18 protein-coding genes and 1 pseudogene are annotated in these 17,377 nt (G+C 41.1%); 8 read left to right on the top strand and 11 right to left on the bottom strand.

Annotated features, from left to right (window positions below):
- Window positions 1-38 precede the first annotated feature (38 nt).
- The 3 genes from FTT99_RS15300 to FTT99_RS15290 all read right to left on the bottom strand — a co-directional run bounded on the left by FTT99_RS15300 (window position 39) and on the right by FTT99_RS15290 (window position 2,061).
- Window positions 39-509, bottom strand: coding sequence for a BLUF domain-containing protein (locus FTT99_RS15300; protein WP_180131292.1), 471 nt, complete (start codon window positions 507-509; stop codon window positions 39-41).
- A gap of 613 nt (window positions 510-1,122) precedes the next feature.
- Window positions 1,123-1,449 (bottom strand): GNAT family N-acetyltransferase, encoded by a 327-nt coding sequence (locus FTT99_RS15295; RefSeq protein ID WP_257225408.1) that lies wholly within the window; start codon window positions 1,447-1,449, stop codon window positions 1,123-1,125.
- 306 nt (window positions 1,450-1,755) lie between these two features.
- Window positions 1,756-2,061, bottom strand: coding sequence for a GNAT family N-acetyltransferase (locus FTT99_RS15290; protein WP_326489504.1), 306 nt, complete (start codon window positions 2,059-2,061; stop codon window positions 1,756-1,758).
- A gap of 131 nt (window positions 2,062-2,192) precedes the next feature.
- Here FTT99_RS15290 and FTT99_RS15285 point away from each other — a divergent pair.
- Together FTT99_RS15285 and FTT99_RS15280 are read left to right on the top strand one after the other, a co-directional pair.
- Window positions 2,193-3,386, top strand: a pseudogene (locus FTT99_RS15285) (sugar transporter).
- A gap of 302 nt (window positions 3,387-3,688) precedes the next feature.
- Window positions 3,689-4,654, top strand: coding sequence for a TerC family protein (locus FTT99_RS15280; protein ID WP_180095140.1), 966 nt, complete (start codon window positions 3,689-3,691; stop codon window positions 4,652-4,654).
- Window positions 4,655-4,719: 65 nt separating this feature from the next.
- Here the strand turns inward: FTT99_RS15280 and FTT99_RS15275 are convergent, their stop codons facing one another.
- Window positions 4,720-5,298 (bottom strand): nucleotidyltransferase family protein, encoded by a 579-nt coding sequence (locus FTT99_RS15275; RefSeq protein ID WP_180131286.1) that lies wholly within the window; start codon window positions 5,296-5,298, stop codon window positions 4,720-4,722.
- 264 nt (window positions 5,299-5,562) lie between these two features.
- On the opposite strand from FTT99_RS15275, the gene guaD reads away from it, so the two are divergent.
- The 3 genes from guaD (at window position 5,563) to FTT99_RS15260 (ending at window position 8,069) form a co-directional block, all read left to right on the top strand.
- Window positions 5,563-6,879: a guanine deaminase gene (gene guaD, locus FTT99_RS15270; RefSeq protein ID WP_180131283.1), complete on the top strand. Its 1,317-nt coding sequence runs from the start codon at window positions 5,563-5,565 to the stop codon at window positions 6,877-6,879.
- A gap of 225 nt (window positions 6,880-7,104) precedes the next feature.
- Window positions 7,105-7,632 carry a hypoxanthine phosphoribosyltransferase gene (hpt, locus tag FTT99_RS15265; RefSeq protein ID WP_180103148.1) on the top strand — a complete coding sequence of 176 codons (528 nt, stop codon included), beginning with the start codon at window positions 7,105-7,107 and terminating at the stop codon, window positions 7,630-7,632.
- Between the two features lie 179 nt (window positions 7,633-7,811).
- Window positions 7,812-8,069 (top strand): GlsB/YeaQ/YmgE family stress response membrane protein, encoded by a 258-nt coding sequence (locus FTT99_RS15260; protein WP_078189516.1) that lies wholly within the window; start codon window positions 7,812-7,814, stop codon window positions 8,067-8,069.
- A 76-nt stretch (window positions 8,070-8,145) separates the two neighbouring features.
- Here FTT99_RS15260 and FTT99_RS15255 read toward each other — a convergent pair whose 3' ends face one another.
- Together FTT99_RS15255 and dmeF are read right to left on the bottom strand one after the other, a co-directional pair.
- Window positions 8,146-8,844, bottom strand: coding sequence for a DsbC family protein (locus FTT99_RS15255; RefSeq protein ID WP_180128887.1), 699 nt, complete (start codon window positions 8,842-8,844; stop codon window positions 8,146-8,148).
- A gap of 116 nt (window positions 8,845-8,960) precedes the next feature.
- The gene (gene dmeF / locus FTT99_RS15250) at window positions 8,961-9,908 is read right to left on the bottom strand and encodes a CDF family Co(II)/Ni(II) efflux transporter DmeF (RefSeq protein ID WP_180161647.1); all 948 of its coding nucleotides are present in this window, start codon (window positions 9,906-9,908) and stop codon (window positions 8,961-8,963) included.
- A gap of 56 nt (window positions 9,909-9,964) precedes the next feature.
- Between dmeF and FTT99_RS15245 the strand changes: the two genes are divergently transcribed.
- From FTT99_RS15245 to FTT99_RS15235, 3 genes are all read left to right on the top strand, one after another.
- Complete coding sequence (locus FTT99_RS15245) at window positions 9,965-10,231, top strand: metal/formaldehyde-sensitive transcriptional repressor (RefSeq protein ID WP_078194474.1); 267 nt, start codon at window positions 9,965-9,967, stop codon at window positions 10,229-10,231.
- Window positions 10,232-10,346: 115 nt separating this feature from the next.
- Entirely contained in the window at window positions 10,347-11,522 is a 1,176-nt protein-coding gene (locus FTT99_RS15240) for an MFS transporter (RefSeq protein ID WP_257229289.1), read from the top strand.
- Between the two features lie 127 nt (window positions 11,523-11,649).
- A complete protein-coding gene (locus FTT99_RS15235; protein ID WP_180161643.1) occupies window positions 11,650-12,828 on the top strand; it encodes a hypothetical protein in 1,179 nt (392 codons plus the stop codon).
- 85 nt (window positions 12,829-12,913) lie between these two features.
- On the opposite strand, the gene mnmE is transcribed toward FTT99_RS15235, so the two are convergent.
- From mnmE to rpmH, 5 genes are all read right to left on the bottom strand, one after another.
- Window positions 12,914-14,269 carry a tRNA uridine-5-carboxymethylaminomethyl(34) synthesis GTPase MnmE gene (gene mnmE / locus FTT99_RS15230; protein ID WP_180161641.1) on the bottom strand — a complete coding sequence of 452 codons (1,356 nt, stop codon included), beginning with the start codon at window positions 14,267-14,269 and terminating at the stop codon, window positions 12,914-12,916.
- A gap of 92 nt (window positions 14,270-14,361) precedes the next feature.
- Window positions 14,362-16,128, bottom strand: coding sequence for a membrane protein insertase YidC (yidC, locus tag FTT99_RS15225; RefSeq protein ID WP_078194451.1), 1,767 nt, complete (start codon window positions 16,126-16,128; stop codon window positions 14,362-14,364).
- A gap of 5 nt (window positions 16,129-16,133) precedes the next feature.
- Window positions 16,134-16,454, bottom strand: a complete 321-nt coding sequence (gene yidD / locus FTT99_RS15220) for a membrane protein insertion efficiency factor YidD (RefSeq protein ID WP_111885710.1) — start codon at window positions 16,452-16,454, stop codon at window positions 16,134-16,136.
- Between the two features lie 9 nt (window positions 16,455-16,463).
- A complete protein-coding gene (gene rnpA / locus FTT99_RS15215) occupies window positions 16,464-16,856 on the bottom strand; it encodes a ribonuclease P protein component (RefSeq protein WP_078194450.1) in 393 nt (130 codons plus the stop codon).
- A gap of 31 nt (window positions 16,857-16,887) precedes the next feature.
- Entirely contained in the window at window positions 16,888-17,022 is a 135-nt protein-coding gene (gene rpmH / locus FTT99_RS15210; RefSeq protein WP_000831329.1) for a 50S ribosomal protein L34, read from the bottom strand.
- Between the last annotated feature and the right edge of the window lie 355 nt (window positions 17,023-17,377).

Raw genomic sequence — 17,377 nt, 5'->3', positions numbered from 1 at the left:
AGCCCGCTGCGCGGGCTTTTTTTTTATTCACACTCAGCTTAAAAATAATGCTGATAGCCTCGGTTTTTATAGCCTAAATCCAGCTTAACCGGCTGTTCAACATTCTCTAATCTTAACAATGTCGTTAAAAACGCCTGAATTTGTTCTAGATTGAGCACGTCGGGTTGAAAGCTTGAATGTCCAAAGCGCTGAAACAAACTAGCAATTTCACTATGTCGGTTGACATATTTCATCGACCATTTTGAAAAATCGATTTGATCAATATTTTGATCAGGATAACGCACAATATCCCGATGGCGAGTATCTTTCGCAATATGCTGAAAAAGCTGTTCGAGAGCCGCTTGCTCACCTTGCAGGCATTGGAAGAACCGGCCTTCGGCATAGTACAGCACGCCAAAAATACGCTGTTCGTTATTGAAGCTGCGAGCTCTTACCAAAATATCACTTAAATCTTGTATTAAATCAAATTGTTGTTCTACACGTGTACTGGCATAACAGAGTTGTATCATTGTGTTTATTCTTAAAGTATTTGCACGATTTTAACGTAGAAAGCGCTATAGGATGAGTAAATATTTGTATATTTTTTAATCAAATGTGCTTTTTAACTTACAACAGAAAACCAAGATCACGTATACCGATAACACCCTCATTTTTTTAAACTCATACATATTAAAACAATGAAATTATTTCCATTTGAAGATGAATAAAGAGGCCGACCATGCTTAAAAATTTACTCATTTTTTTATCGATCACTTGTGTATATTTTGCTGCCTTGATCATACTGAATAATTTTGGCGTTTCAGATTTTTTTAATGTTGTTATTTGCTCATTTATTTTAGGAATAATACTGCGTACTGTGATTCCTCACTATCTCATTTATTTACTGATGATGATGACTATTGGCAGTATTTATTTTGTACTGAATAACTTTGCATTATTAAATATCATGTGTTTAAGCTTATTTTTAGGGATATCAAGCTGCTCGATCTTATTGCAGTTTTGGCCAAATCTTTTTAAAGCACCTTCAACGCTGTTAAAATTAAAGCTCAATTAAATACAAATTAGCTTTTAAGTTTTTTTTAAAATTTCATAATGATAGAAAAGCCCGCATCGCGGGCTTTTTTAGGCTTGAACATCGGCTAATGTCTTGTCTCGGCGAAACATCACCTCTACATAAGAACAGGTTGGAATAATTATTAAGTGTTTCTCACGAGCGAATTCCACCAAATGATCCAATAACACTCGAGCAACCCCTTGCCCACGTAAGGAATCATCTACCCACGTGTGATTTGCCACAATGGTATGTTCATCACGCCATAGATAACTCATTTCTGCAAGGCGTACACCCTCAGCATTTAACTGAAAAAATTCACCTTTTTGACCATTATCTTGATGTTGCATAGTCACTGTTTTTTCTTCCTTTTTATGAAAAAATACACCGTGTAACAAACGAGAAAGTGATTGGTACAGAACTTAAACAACCTATATTCAACTGTAGGTGATAATAAATCCGTACACCTTTCACATTAATTAAAAAACAATTAAATCACACTTGCCGGATATTTTTATTATGGACCTTTATCTTGTCGCTATCTTTGTATTACTGATTGCTGCAGCATGCTTGGTTGTATCGCTGTATAAATCACGATCTTAATTCAACTTCACAACTAGATTTCAAATAAAAACAGCCTGATTGCAATACGATCAGGCTGTTTTTATTTATCCAAATGATTAATCTACATCACGCTATACAATTTAGCGTAGAACATCACGAATCGATTCATCTTTATCAAATACGGATTTTGCAAAAGGGCAGAGTGGAATAATTTTCACGTTCTTTTCCCGAGCAAAATTCACTGCTGCATCGAGGAGATGTCGTCCAACACCTTGTCCTCGCAAGCTGTCACTGACGTCGGTATGATCAATAATAAATTTATCACCGCCTGCCCATGAGTAAGTCATCTCTGCCAAACGTTCCCCATCTTGCTCAACAAAGAAAGCTCCTTTTTTTTGATCATCATCTTGTTGTACAAACATCTCAAATTTCCTCCATTTTTTTATAAATTGGCATGTAATGGAGGTCAACTCTGTTGTTTTTTATTAATTTAAACCGCATGCATAGGGCTTAAATCGGTTCCTGCTCGTGTATAGAGCATAGTAAAATAAGCCACTTTATTTATTTGAAGACACTCATGTCTGCCTCTCCCTCCGAAACGGCTTCTTCTGGCTCTTGGACGGCTGTGATTGCTTTGGCTTTCGCAGCATTTATTTTTAATACCACTGAATTTGTACCTGTCGCGTTACTCAGCGATATTGGCAAAACCTTTAATTTAGCCGCGACCGATGTCGGCATCATGATTACGCTCTATGCATGGGTGGTTGCGCCGATTTCTTTGCCAATCATGTTATTGACCAAAAATATTGAACGTCGCTCGCTCCTGATTTGTTTATTTATAGTGTTTATTATCAGCCATGTTCTGTCGTATTTCGCATGGAGCTTTAATACTTTATTGCTCAGTCGAATTGGCATTGCTTTCTCGCATGCACTTTTTTGGTCCATTACCGCATCGCTGGCAGTTCGTGTTGCACCGAAAGGCAAAGAATTTCAAGCCTTGGGGCTTTTGGCCACAGGCACAGCTTTGGCGATGGTTCTCGGTATTCCGTTTGGGCGTATGGTCGGAGAAGCCTATGGTTGGCGAAATACCTTTGCTCTGATTGGCATTGGCGCCAGTATCGTTTGCCTGATTTTAGCCAAAACGCTACCAATACTGCCGAGTTTGAACTCTGGCTCGCTGAGCAGCCTAAAACAGTTTATTCGTCGTCCAAGCTTAATGATGGTGTTTGTATTAACCATTATCGTGATTAGTGCGTAATTTACCGCATATAGCTATATCGAACCGTTTTCGCTCAACATTGCTGCATTAAGTTCCATGCAAACCACCACGTTGCTATTAATCTTTGGTGCAGCAGGCTTTCTGGGATCTTATCTCTTTGGGAAATTTGGTGGGAAATATCCCAAAGTTGCGATTCCTTTGAGTACAGCCACACTGGCTTTATCCATGCTGCTGTTGCTGCCTGTTTCTTTGAGTTTTGCAGGTGTGAGTGCCGTGTGCCTACTATGGGGCATGAGTATCATTGGATTTAGTCTCGCATTACAGTCAAAGACACTACATCTCGCATCCGACGCCACAGATGTCGCCATGGCCATTTATTCAGGACTTTATAATGTCGGGATTGGCGGTGGTGCACTCTTGGGCGGCATGGTCAGTGTACATTTCGGTTTGAGTTATATTGGCGTGATCGGAGGAATCATCGCGGTGATCGGCACACTTTTAGCCTTAGCGTTGGTACACCGTGGTGATTTTAACCCTCCCATGGCACATTAAATGAATTCGTAAATTGCTGATTGCACTTTGAACTAAAAACTGTCATGCTTTGCCGCATATTTGGACAGTGTCCAAAACAAAATTTGAACAAGGGGAGTAGCCTCCTCCAAACGTAAACCTTGTTTTACGTGTCAGAATATCGTCATTACACTTTGCAAAAAGTCGGTATCTGAGCATCGCTGCTGAAAATCATTACAGTACGATGTAGGCAAGACCTTGATCATGTTGTCTCAGGCGTTTTATTTCGTCTGGCAACTGGTCGAGGTTTTTTTATGGCTGGTTGTTAGATGTGGAGAATACACATGGAAACGATTGGCTCATTATGGCTATATCTGGCATTTTTCGGTTTAGTCACCATCATGCTACTCATCGACTTTTTAGGCTTTAAAAATAACAAAGGCCAAGAAATCAAAGTCAAAACCGCTGCCTATTGGAGTATTGCATGGGTCTCTGTGGCTACCTTATTCGGTGGTGCATTATGGCTCTACTTACAGCAAACCGCTGGTGTTGCTGTTGCAAACACCAAAGTCATGGAATATTTCGCTGGTTATCTGCTCGAAAAATCACTCGCAATTGATAACGTTTTTGTCTGGCTCATGATCTTTGCTGCCTTTGCCATTCCACCTGCTTTGCAGCGTAAACTGTTGCTCTACGGTGTCCTCGGCGCAATTGTACTGCGTACCATCTTTATTTTTATTGGGGCATGGTTTGTTCAAGAATTCTCTTGGGTGCTGTACTTCTTCGGTGCGTTCTTGGTGTATACCGGCTTTAAATTCCTTAAAGGCCAAGACGAAGAAGATAAAGATATCGAAGATATGGCGATTTTGAAGTGGCTACGTAAACACATGCGTATTACCCCTCAGATGCATGAAGATAAATTCTTTGTTCGTCAAAATGGTGTCTTATGGGCAACGCCGCTTTTTTTAGTATTGATCTTGGTTGAAGCATCGGACGTCATTTTTGCGGTGGACTCAATCCCAGCGATCTTTGCGGTTACCTCTGACCCGTTCATTGTACTGACGGCAAACTTAATGGCGATTTTAGGTCTACGTGCTATGTTCTTCCTCTTATCCGGTGCTGCATCGAAAATGCATTACTTACCATATGGTCTGGGCATTATCCTGGTATTTATTGGCGCTAAGATGCTGTTGCTCGATGTGTTCCACATGCCAATTTGGATTTCACTCGGTTTTATTGTGGTGACTTTAACCATTACTGCATGGTTATCAATCCGACACAGTAAGAAGTACCATCAAACCACGTTATAAAACGCTTAGATAAATAAAAGCCTTCTTTCGAGAAGGCTTTTTTGATTTTGTAACAAAGCCATGAACTAAGCTTCAGGCATCATCAAGAGTTTGAGTTTCGGCCAGCGTTGTAAAAATTGTTTCTCTTCTATACGTTGCAAAAAAGTCGCTCGACTAACTAAGGTTGAATTCCAACGCAGTTTTAATTCAAATAAATCATCTAAGCCCAAAGGGGCGATTAGTTGTATTTTTTGTTGATCATCCAATTTAACAGCGATAGCAGTGGCAGTTTCTGGCCACAACGATAGGGCATGCTCAATCGACTTGAGCGCCTGTATTTGCTCGCCATTTTCCAAGCGATACCACTGGTGTACTGTCGCTTGGTTGGTAACATCCCAATGAATGTGAGGAAAATCCAACTGCATCTGCTGTTGAATCCTTTGACCCTGTGTTCCATCATCATGTTCCGCATAATAAATCACATCAACTTCTGTGCCTTCCAGTGCATAGTGTTGTTGATGTCGCTGTGACCAAATCAAATTACGAACCACGCCTGCAGCCAAATAAGCCTGTCTATCCATGGCATACAGGGCATGTAAAATCTGCATGATGCCTTGATGCTGAAGCAGGTTATGCTTTAATTGGTCTGAATAACGCATGTGCATTAAAGGGCTCATTCTCTTTTTTAAAGGGCGCTCTTGAGATCAATATAGCAAGCGTTGCACCTGTGAGTCTTTATTCATACGTTGTGCAATGTACACGGCTCAATACTTTTGTATTATTCAAATCAAACATAATGAACAAAAAAACAGAATCACTTATAAACAGGTGTTCTATTTTTTAGAATACATTTTCACAATTACTCTAACGGTATTTTGAACCAAATTGGGCTACAATCAACCGAAAAAATTCTAAACTGCAGGTATGTCATGTCTTCTGTTATCGCATCTACCGCGATCCGTGGTCGCTTTCTAGATATTCAGAATACAGTTGCCCAAGCACGTGAAATTCACGACCAAGTGCGCTATTTCGAAGATGGTTTGCTAATTACGCAAGCCGGAAAAATTCAATGGTTCGGTCCATGGTCTGAGGGCCAACACCATCTCCCAGATCAGGTTGAAGTACAGCATTATTCCGATCAATTGATTGTTCCGGGTTTCATCGATACCCATATTCATTATCCACAAACGGAAATGATGGGGGCTTATGGTGAACAGCTACTGGAATGGCTCGATACCTATACCTTCCCAACTGAAATCCAATTTGAAGATCCGGCTTATGCAGAGCAAATTGCACAGTTCTTTGTAAACGAGTTACTCAAAAACGGAACCACAACAGCTCTTGTTTTTTGTACCGTTCATCCACAATCGGTCGATGCTTTATTTAAAGCTGCAGAACAGCATCAGATGCGCTTAATTGCCGGTAAAGTGATGATGGATCGATATGCACCTGAAGCATTATGTGACACAGCTGAGAGTGGCTACAACGACTCCAAAGCACTCATCGAAAAGTGGCATGGCAAGGGCCGTAACCTGTATGCCATCACGCCTCGCTTTGCCCCAACCTCAACGCCTGAACAATTGGCACGGGCAGGGGAGCTAAAAGCCGAGTATCCTGATGTCTATGTACATACGCATTTAAGTGAAAATAAAAATGAAATCGCGTGGGTCAAATCATTATTCCCTGAGCAAAACGGCTATTTGGACGTTTATCATCATTATGGTCTGACCGGATCACGTTCCGTGTTTGCGCACTGCGTGCATTTGGAAGATGCCGAGTGGGAGTGTATGCATCAGACCAACTCTGCAATCGCGTTTTGTCCAACCTCGAACTTGTTCCTAGGCAGTGGTTTATTTCCATTAAAGAAAACATGGGAAAAACAGGTGAAAGTCGGCTTAGGCACAGACATTGGCGCAGGCACCTCATTTAACCAACTACAAACCATCAATGAAGCCTACAAAGTTCAACAACTTCAAGGCGATAAACTGTCCGCATTTGAAGCGCTGTACCATGCCACTTTAGGGGGAGCAAAAGCCTTAGATCTAGAGGACAAACTTGGAAACTTTGATTTGGGCAAAGAAGCAGATTTTGTGGTGCTCGATTTAAATGCCACGGCTTTACAAGCCTTACGTCAACAACGTGCCAAAAATCTGGAAGATGCTTTATTTGCCCTCATGCTGATGGGTGATGATCGTAATATCCATGCCACCTATGTGTTTGGACAATGTGCGTATGTCAAAGCATAAAACGGCTCGACCGAGACGAAAAACAGCGTTGAAAATTGGACTGATTGCCGTCGCTTGTTTGTGCTTACTCAAGCGTGACAGCACTTCCAAGAAAAGCTGATTACATTTTCAACGGCAAAAAAGATGCATCTGCGAGCCAGATGTATTAAAATTGGTTCATCTTTAGAGGTGTTGCAAGTCAACACCTTTTTTATTTTTTTGATTTGCTTTTTTAGGTATCTACCCATGTCTGTTCAAATGAGCGTACTGATTTCCACTGAAGAAATTCAAGCTAAAGTGAAAGAGCTTGGCGCAAAAATTGATGCACACTATGCTAACAGCGACAAAGAGTTGGTGTTAATCGGTCTTTTACGCGGTTCTGTTATTTTTATGGCTGACCTTTGCCGCGCAATTTCAAAACCGCATGAACTCGACTTCATGACCGTTTCAAGTTATGGCGCTGGGACCGTATCTACTCGTGATGTTAAAATCTTAAAAGATTTAGACGGCGACATTAAAGATAAAGATGTCTTGGTGGTTGAAGATATTATTGACTCAGGCAATACCTTAAGCAAAGTTTTAGAAATTTTACAGACGCGTAATCCAAACTCAATCGAGCTTTGTACTTTGGTTAGCAAGCCTTCACGTCGTGAGATTGAACTCGAAGTGAAATTTTTAGGTTTTGAAGTCGAAGATAAATTTATCGTGGGTTATGGTCTGGACTATGATCAAAAATATCGTCATATTCCATTTATTGGCGAAATTGGTCTCTAAGTAAGATCAGATACTTAAGAGTGGCCGAAGGCCACTTTTTTTTTATTTTTTGGTTTGTTTTGAACAAAAAAACAACAGTTTTTTGCATGTTTAGGCTATAGCTCAGCGCAGTTTTGATTAAAGATAAAGATTGAACATGTCGTAAAAAACAAATACATGATAACAAAAGGAGAGTTACTATGTGGTCACTCATTGTTGCGATTGTTGTTGGTTTTATTGCTGGTTTAATTGCACGTGCGATCCATCCTGGAGATGACAAAGCCGGTTTCATCATGACCACCATTCTCGGGATTGCAGGTTCTTTACTTGCGACCTATGGCGGACGTTTATTAGGTCTGTATGGAGAAAATTCTGCTGCAGGATTTATCGCTTCCGTCATTGGTGCGATCATCGTGTTGTTTATCTATAACCTTGTAACGAAAAAAACCCGCGTCTAATTTTTATAGCACCATTAAAATACCCGCCTATAGACGGGTATTTTTTTTATATTTTATTCATGCCGTACAGCTGAAATTATTTGATCTCTTTTAACATCGATTCTAATTCAGCAGCAGGGTAAGCACCAGTTAAGATCGAACCGTTGGCAAAAACGATTCCCGGTGTACCACCTAGTTTTAAGCTTTTAGCTAATATTAAATTTCGATCAATCGGGTTTGCACAACTTTTCGCTGACTTCGGTTGAATTCCCTTATTGATTAAATTATCCCAGGCCATAGCAGGGTTTGACTCACAAAAAATCTGCTTCGATGGCGCCAACGACTGCGGTTTTATCGCTGTGACAAAAGTATAAATGGTCACATCATTGAGTTTTGCCAGTTCTACTTCAAGCTTCTTACAATATGGGCAATTTGGGTCAGAAAAGATCGCGATTTGGCGCTTCCCATTCCCCCTGACTGTTTTAATCGCATCTTGTAATGGAAGTTTATTCCACTCAGTTTTTTGCTGACTGAGGATCAATTGTTTGGTCAGATTTTTTTGATCTTTTAAACGAATCATAGAACCTGCGATCACATAATCCGCATTTTCACTCAAATACAAAACTTGATCTTCAACAAAGCCACTATATATGCCCGGCATTTCGGTACTTTGAATATTTTCAATTTTTAAACTAGGGTGCTTTTCTGCCAAGAGCTTTTGAACCTGTGCTACATCCGCCAAAGCAAAAGTCGAAAGGGTGGTACTCAACGCCAACGCACATATTTTTTTCAACATAGACCGAACAACTTCAACATTTAATTGATTCAGCATTCTAAGCCTTAACAGGTGAAAGTCTTGGGCTTTTTTCAGTTCATTACGCAATAGCTACATGCCGTTTCACGTGGAACATATTACGCTGCATCAGGTGAATTAATTTCAACAGACACATGCACAATTTCTTCATGAATCGACAGCGCTTGACGCACTTCATCTGCACTCAATGCCTGACTTGTTTCTAAAGCCACAATACATGAAAACTGACCTTTACCCACTTTCCATACATGTAAATCAGTTACATCGACGTCGACAGGTAATTGCATTAAAATCTCTCGAATCTCATCAACGACAGGGTGATCCATTTCCGCATCCAGTAATGTTTGTCCAGTTTCTTTCATCAGCCCAATGGCCCACTTACCAACAAGTACCGCACCAACAATCCCCAATAGCGCATCTAAAAATCCCCAGCCCATCCATTTTCCAGCAAATAAAGCCACAATGGCCAACACTGAAGTCACCGCATCAGCAACTACATGCATGAAGGCTGCTTTCTGATTGAGATCATGATGATGATCATGCTGCTCCTCATGGCTATGCTCATGATGGTGATGATGGTGATGGTGATGGTGATGGTCATCATGCAATAACCAAGCACAAATCAAGTTCACCACCAGACCTAAAATCGCAATAGGGATTGCTTCGTTATAATGAATTTGAACCGGGTTGAATAAGCGTTCCACCGAATGAAAGGCCATAAATGCAGCAACGACCATCAATAATATCGCGCTGCTATAGCCCGCTAAAATTTCAATTTTCCAAGTCCCAAAACTAAAACGAGCATCTTGGGCATAGTGGCGTGCCGCACGATAGGCAAAATAGGCCAAGCCTAATGCCAACATATGTGAACTCATATGCCAACCATCAGCCAATAATGCCATCGAATTAAAAATCCATCCGCCAATGACTTCTAACAACATCATGACTGCCGTTAAAATAGTGGCAATTAAGATCCGTTTTTGTGCGAGTGGATTACCTTCATCAAATTGATGATGATGAATTCGGATGGATGGGGAAGTTTTCATTAGGTTCTATGCTTAAATATACTCCCCCATAGTATATTTATTTTCGGGAGAAAGTGTTGAGTCATTTACATCAGGACAAAAAGATTTTAAATCGGGTTAAACGCCTACAAGGTCAGGTCAATGCGGTTGAACTGGCTTTACAGCAACCCGAAGCAGGGTGTATCGAGGTTTTACAACAGGTTGCGGCCATCAAAGGTGCTGTAAATGGATTAATGAATGAATTAATCGAAGCACATTTACGCCATCATGTATTACCTCAAGATGCTGAAATCAATGAAGCAGAACTGGAAGAATTTGTAAAACTGCTTAAACGCTATGGATAAAGTTACAAATGTGATTTGACCATGGGAAAAAATCGGCATTAAACTGAGCCCATATTTCCGTCTTTCTCATACAGCACAATATTGACCCTATTGACTGTACCTCTGCGACTTTAAAATGACCACATCTCCCTCTTGGCGACCGTTTATCATGGTGAGCCTTGCACTCTGTATGGGCACTATTGGTACAGCGCTAGCTAGTCCTCTGTATCCCATTTATCAACAACTTTGGGGACTGCTGCCGAGTCATATCACCTATATCTTTGTTGGCTACATGTTTGGTTGCCTAGCGACCTTGCTGTTTTTAGGTCGTACCAGTAATAGTTTTGGTTTTTTAAGAACCCTGCAAATCGGTATGGCGTGCATCATCTTAGGTTTAAGCTTGTCGGTGTTTGCCAGTAATGCGCTGTGGTTATCTATCGGGCGCTTTATTATCGGGATTGCCTCGGGTTTAATCAGCACCTCAGCCATGCTTGGTTTGGTCTATACCATTCCTGAACCGCATAAAAATAATGCTCCACAGTTGAGTTCAATCATTACCGTGATTGGTTTTGGTCTTGGCCCATTTATTGGTGGAGTGATTGCCCAATTTTCGGAACAGCCTTTAGTCACCCCTTATATCCCTGTGATCTTTGGGGGGTTGGCGTGTTTAATAGGGTTATTTTTTATTCGCACACCGAATTTTGAGCCACAGCCTTTTTCAGTGGCACCACATTTGGAATTGCCTGAAAAGCGTAATCATTCACGATTTTATATCGCTGGACTGACTGCCTTTTGTGCCTTTGGTTCTTTTAGCTTATTTGCATCACTCGCACCCTCTTTCGTCAAAGATGCGATCCCATGGCATGGCCCTTTGGTCAGTGGTAGTGCCATTGCAAGTATCTTGCTGGTTTCCGCTGTCGTGCAATTTATGGCGAAATCGATTCCTTCTGCAAAATGTGTCAATGCCGGCTTAATAGTGTTAATACTGAGCTATGCGCTCCTTGCGCTATGTATGACCCAACACTGGAGTGCATTGTTTTTTATTAGTGATATTTTAGTCGGTGTAGGGCATGGTCTAGGGCTTTTAGGCGCATTTGGCTTAGTTCATCAAATGACCAACAATCAAAACCGTGCTGCGGTGATCTCGACCTATTTGTTTATCGGATATTTAGGAACCATTATTCCAATTATTGCAGCCGGCTATTTATCTGATCATTTCGGCTTGATCGTCGGTGTTTTAGGTTTTTGTATGGGTGTAGGTTTATTGTGTATCGGCTTATTGCTTTGGCACCGTAGTCTGAACACCAATTAACCACTAAACTTATTCAAGAAGCATCTTGTATTGGGTGCTTCTTAAACCCAAAAACAATTAAGAAACCCTATAAAAATCAATCAAATTAAATTAAGATCTTGTCTGATGTGATTCAAAAATTTAAAAAATGCTAAAAATTCAATGTCAAATTAACACTGTAGAAAATCAAATCATTGCTAGCAGCGAATACGGTAATATTCACTATATTTTACCGTTTGAATCCTTACCGCAATTAGAAACCTATGATTTTATTGTTTGGGGCTTTTTACCCATTGCCATGCGCCTTGGCATCCCGCTGCATGTAGAAGGACCTATTTCAATACAAACCCTCCACTCCGCACGGGAGGTTTCAACGGTCTGGGCCGCTTGGTTACCTGATTTATATCAACCAGTCATGCTCAGTGCTGCATCGATTATCCAAACACCACCGGCAAACCAAACCACTCAAAATTTAAGCTTTTTTAGCGGTGGGATTGACTCCACTTATAGTACATACAAAGCTTTTCTTGAAAATGGGCAAGATTCTGATTGTCTCACTGTGCATGGAATGGATTATAAATTTGATGACCATGAAAAATTTCAGGCCTTAATGGATCAGACCCATGACTTTAGAAGCCAAGTTTTTAAGCAAAGTCGCGTGGTAAAAACCGATGCTTACGCGCTATACAGTAAATATGGCTGTAACCCTAAAGGTTCGCATGTCACACATATCTTTTCGCTGTTTTCCTGCGCTTCGATTTTTGAATATTACCAGCAATATCGAATTTCAGCCGATTACCGTTTAGATCAACAATTATTCGTTCATCCCTATGGCTCAAATACGGCATCCAACCGATTGATGAAGAACCGATCTGGGGTCTTAATCACCCTCGACGATGATGTCACGCGATCACAAAAAACCGCATTTTTAAGCCAATCTGACTTAGATTTACAAACCCTGTCGATTTGTGTGGACTATAGGGCTCGACCAAAAAATTGTGGTCAATGCAGTAAATGTATGCGCACCAAAGCCATGTTTTATGCCACTAGCCCCGAAATTCCCGATATCTTTTTAGATCGTCGCTTTGAAAAACAGTGGTATCAATCCATTCCATTAAGTTCAAAAATCAATCGTGCTTTTTTAATTGATATTTTGTCAGCGGTCAAAAAATCTTCGCAACAGCAACAATTTCCAGACTATGCAACACTCAAAGTCAAAGTTGAAGCCGCATCGAAAAGAGCAGCAAACAATCCTTTTTATGGGATGAAAACGAAAGATGTGCTGAGAACGATCTTTAAAATCATTTTTGGCTCAAACCCACGCTAAACGATGTAAAAAAAGCACGATGATTTCCAACATCGTGCTTTGGGTGGATATTTCAATGGATGAAACGAGGTGCTCAATCGTTTTATTACTTGCCGATACAGAATGATCCAAAAATCTTCCCAAGTAGATCATCTGCACTGAAATCGCCGGTAATTTCACCTAAAGCATTTTGCGCCAACCGTAGAGACTCAGCTACCAACTCACCCGCATGATAAACAACCAACTGCTCACGTGCTTCTGCAAGATAGCGCTGAGTGCGCTTCATTGCGTCTAAATGGCGTGTTCGAGCAATAAAGGTATCTTCCTCTGGCTGAAAGCCTGCATGCGCTGTAATCGCATCAATAAGCGCTTGAACGCCAGTTTCTTGTTTAGCCGAAACCCGAATATGTCGAAAACCGTTTAAATCGGTCATTTCCGCGGTAGATCCCGTCAAATCGCATTTATTACCAATCAACATCAACCGCTTCGGTTCGATATGATCGGCAAAGTACGCTTGAGCCAATTGTAGTGGATCTTCGCCCTGACTCAAGTCATAGACCAAAAGTAACAAGTCAGCTTGCTCAATTTCTTTAATTGCGCGGCGAATCCCTTCTTTTTCGACGATATCACCGGTTTCACGTAAACCTGCGGTATCGGTCAAGGTAATCGGCAAACCATTGAGGCTGATTTTTTCATGTAAAACATCTCGTGTCGTACCGGCAATATCCGTCACAATCGCACGTTCAACACCCGCCAAAGCATTGAGTAGAGAAGACTTACCTGCATTGGGTTTACCGGCAATCACCACTTGTAGACCTTCACGTAGTAGCTGACCTTGACGGGCAGATTGCTGCACAGCATGGACCGAGCTTGCCACTTCATCCAATAAGCCCAAAATCTTACCATCCGCCAAAAAGTCGATTTCTTCTTCAGGAAAATCAATCGCTGCTTCCACATGCAAACGCAAATGGATAAGTTTTTCTAGCACCGTATTGACCTTGCTCGAAAAGGTACCTTGTAATGAACGTACCGCAGAACGTGCCGCCGCTTGTGAGGTAGCATCAATCAAGTCGGCAATCGCCTCGGCTTGTACCAAGTCCATTTTACCATTTTCAAAGGCGCGCATCGAAAATTCGCCCGCTTTCGCAGCAATAGCACCCAATTCAAGTAAGCGTGCCAATAATGCATTTTGAATAACGGGGCCGCCATGACCTTGAAGCTCCACCACATCCTCACCCGTAAACGAGTGCGGATTTGGAAAGCAAATTACCAAACCTTCATCCATAATTTCATTTGATGCGTCATAAAACTTACGGAAACCAGCAAAACGTGCTTCAGGCAGGGATTGCTGCGTTAATGCTTCTGCAATGGCATAAGATTGGGGACCAGACAGGCGAATCACGCCGACACCACCACGACCCGGCGGTGTGGCAATTGCTGCGATGGTGGTTCGGTTTAACATAAAATTTACCTAAAAATTTTCAAACGACAGATAAAGAAAAATCCGCCTAAGATTACCATCTTAAGCGGATTTATTCAGCCCATCAGCAATGCTTAGTTTGCTGAGTCAGCTGCTTCACGTTTTAAACGTTCTTTTTCAACAGATTTGTTAATCAAACCTTGTTGAAGAATAGTAATACTGTTGTTACAGATCCAGTAAAGCACAAGGCCCGCAGGGAAGAACAGCATAAATACCGTAAAGATCACTGGCATGATTTTGAAGACTTTCGCCTGCATTGGATCAGCCGGTTGTGGGTTCAAACTTTGCTGAATGAACATGGTCAAGCCCATTAATAGCGGCAAAATAAACCATGGATCCATCGCAGATAAATCTTGAATCCAACCTAACCATGGCGCATGACGTAGTTCAACGGACTCCATCAACACCCAGTACAAAGCAAGGAAGATCGGCATTTGGAGCAATAACGGCAAGCAACCTGATAGTGGGTTCACTTGCTCACGTTTATACAATGCCATCATTTCTTGCGAGAAGCGCATACGGTCTTCACCGAACTCTTCTTTCATGCGTTGCATTTCAGGTGCAATCACACGCATTTTCGCCATAGAGCGGTAGCTCTTCGACGACAATGGCCATAAGATCAGTTTCACCAGAATGGTCAATAGAATAATTGACCAACCCCAGTTACCCACTAAACCGTGGAAAAACTCAAGACCGACAAACAATAATTTCGCAATAGGCCATAACCAACCGTAGTCTACAGTTTGGTTTAAACCAACTGCCAATTCTTTTAATTCAGATTGGATTTTTGGACCTGAATAGAACGTTGCATCTACTTCTGCCACTGTTCCTGCAGGAACATTAATTGCAGGTGATGTGAACTGAATGATGTTCATATCATCAGTAGATTTACGTGACTCAAGTTTCGCAGCATACGGTTGACCATTGGCTTGCGTTAATTTGATCTGTCCAGGAATCCACGCGCTCACGAAGTAATGCTGAACCATTGCAACCCAACCGCCAGTTGCTTCAACATTCAATTTTTCTTCATTGAAGTTAGCAAATTTAAGCTTGTTGTAATGTTCTTCAGGCGAACCCCATGCACCACCAAGGAATGTACCTAAAGTGAAAATACCTTGATCAGATTTACCCGGATCTTCAGAGTTGTCGCGTTTAAGCTGACCAAACATTTGACCTTGCCAGTTCTGAGCACTGCGGTTCACGATTTTATGATTCACGACAACAGGGTATTCACCTTCAGTAAAGTTAAAGGTTTTAATAACCTCTACACCATCTGCTGTTTTATAAACCATTGGTACTGACAAAACTTTTGCTGTTTGGCCATCTTTACCCTTCACAGCTTTTGCGTCATTTAACGTATATGAAGATTTTTCAATCTCATAGGTTGGACGTCCTTTCGGATTGCTGTCAGGGCCATTAAGACCAATTAAGCCAGACTGAGCAACATAAGTACGTTTTGCATCGCTTTCAAGCATTACAAACGGTTCGTCGCTGTCTTTATTTTTGTCATGATTGAGTAATTCAATACGAACAATATCGCCACCCTTTGGATTAATCCAAAGATGGTAAAGGTCAGTTTGTACTGAAATTAACTGTTGACTAACAGGTGCAGTGGCATCTGTTGTTTGTTGTGTAGCAGCATTATTTGCTTGCGGCACATCAGTAGCAGCCGTAGCTGTCTGGCCATTTGGCAAATCGGCAGATACTTCATGCGTTACCACCGCAGCATTTTGCTGAGGTTTTTGTTCCGCATGTCCATAATCTTTCTGCCAAGCCAAAATGAGCAAATATGCGACAACAAACATGGCCCCTAGAATTGCAATCCTGGCCCATTGTTGCATAGGTATTACCCCAAGTGGTTAGAGTGATTTTGGTTCAATAAACGTTCACGAAAGGGTACAGCAACGTGACGCGTTTGAGAATCTATTTGCTGAAATGAAATAAAACGAATTGCTTTTGATGGAACAGGATCATAGCCTGAACCGCCCCAAGGATGACAACGGCAAATACGCTGAACAGCTAGACACACTCCCCGTACAGCACCATGTTGATGGACTGCTTCCAAAGAATATTGAGAACATGTTGGAATATAACGACAGCGTGGTCCCAATAAAGGACTAATCGCAATCTGATAGAAACGAATGAGCCAATGCAGTAAACGAACCATTGGTCATCTCTACGCTTGTGAGGAGGTAGCTATTTTTTTATGCTTATTTGCAAGGCGCTGCAATTTTTGCCAAGCAAATTGTAATTGCTGATGCAACTCTGCATTCGGTACCGCCTCTATGCCCATTTTTGGCATAACGACAATATCTAATACATTAGACTGCTGTTGATGCAGGCGAAAACTTTCGCGTGCAAGTCGTTTTACTCGATTTCTTTCATGTGCGCGGCGCACTTTTTTCTTAGCAACAACAATACCCAAACGGCTATTCGGCTGTTCGGAGATTTTTGCTAGAAATAAGAAATGGGGTTGATGCACTTTAAAAAGCGCACCATCGAACACACTTTTATAATCGGCAGCACAGTGTATTCGCACATCTGTGCTAAAGCCGTAAAGTGTTGTCATAACACCCAAGTCTTGACAGTCTTAACTGAAATTAAACAGTTAAGCTGTGACGACCTTTTGCACGACGACGCGCTAATACTTGACGGCCAGCTTTAGTAGCCATGCGAGCACGGAAACCATGAACGCGTTTACGTTTCAACTCAGAAGGTTGGAAAGTACGTTTCATATCGAAACTCCAAAAATGATCTTTCAGTAAAGGTTCGCGATTTTAGTGCTCATTGCTTGAGCTGTCAATGAAAAACACGCTTTCTTTCAAAATCTAGGCTGTGATATATCAAGATAATATAAGGATTAGAAATCAGTCAGAAAGTTTTAAATTAAGATACTCACAGGCTAAATTATTGTATATATTAATTATTTAAGTTATCTTCAAGTTTACTCACAGATTTATCCACAATCTCAAATTTGTGAATTGGTTTTATGAATTTAAATTTGAATTTAAACCAACCATCAAGTTATCCCCAGAATGGGTCGATCTTATAAATAAATTCAAATTTTAAAATTTAAATTTATTATTATTA

Origin of the sequence: Acinetobacter sp. YH12040 (assembly GCF_013420005.1) — a bacterium.
Classification (GTDB): domain Bacteria; phylum Pseudomonadota; class Gammaproteobacteria; order Pseudomonadales; family Moraxellaceae; genus Acinetobacter; species Acinetobacter amyesii.
The sequence above is the reverse complement of the archived record's forward strand: the minus strand, read 5'-3'. Positions and strand labels throughout refer to the sequence as shown.

Coding starts and splice junctions, on each gene's coding strand:
- FTT99_RS15255 (WP_180128887.1), bottom strand. CDS start 8,844: ATGTTGAAAAAAATATGTGCGTTGGCGTTGAGTACCACCCTTTCGACT.
- yidD (WP_111885710.1), bottom strand. CDS start 16,454: ATGGTTCGTTTACTGCATTGGCTCATTCGTTTCTATCAGATTGCGATT.
- dmeF (WP_180161647.1), bottom strand. CDS start 9,908: ATGAAAACTTCCCCATCCATCCGAATTCATCATCATCAATTTGATGAA.
- FTT99_RS15240 (WP_257229289.1), top strand. CDS start 10,347: ATGACCACATCTCCCTCTTGGCGACCGTTTATCATGGTGAGCCTTGCA.
- FTT99_RS15235 (WP_180161643.1), top strand. CDS start 11,650: ATGCTAAAAATTCAATGTCAAATTAACACTGTAGAAAATCAAATCATT.
- FTT99_RS15300 (WP_180131292.1), bottom strand. CDS start 509: ATGATACAACTCTGTTATGCCAGTACACGTGTAGAACAACAATTTGAT.
- hpt (WP_180103148.1), top strand. CDS start 7,105: ATGTCTGTTCAAATGAGCGTACTGATTTCCACTGAAGAAATTCAAGCT.
- mnmE (WP_180161641.1), bottom strand. CDS start 14,269: ATGTTAAACCGAACCACCATCGCAGCAATTGCCACACCGCCGGGTCGT.
- FTT99_RS15275 (WP_180131286.1), bottom strand. CDS start 5,298: ATGCACATGCGTTATTCAGACCAATTAAAGCATAACCTGCTTCAGCAT.
- guaD (WP_180131283.1), top strand. CDS start 5,563: ATGTCTTCTGTTATCGCATCTACCGCGATCCGTGGTCGCTTTCTAGAT.
- yidC (WP_078194451.1), bottom strand. CDS start 16,128: ATGCAACAATGGGCCAGGATTGCAATTCTAGGGGCCATGTTTGTTGTC.
- rpmH (WP_000831329.1), bottom strand. CDS start 17,022: ATGAAACGTACTTTCCAACCTTCTGAGTTGAAACGTAAACGCGTTCAT.
- FTT99_RS15260 (WP_078189516.1), top strand. CDS start 7,812: ATGTGGTCACTCATTGTTGCGATTGTTGTTGGTTTTATTGCTGGTTTA.
- FTT99_RS15280 (WP_180095140.1), top strand. CDS start 3,689: ATGGAAACGATTGGCTCATTATGGCTATATCTGGCATTTTTCGGTTTA.
- rnpA (WP_078194450.1), bottom strand. CDS start 16,856: ATGACAACACTTTACGGCTTTAGCACAGATGTGCGAATACACTGTGCT.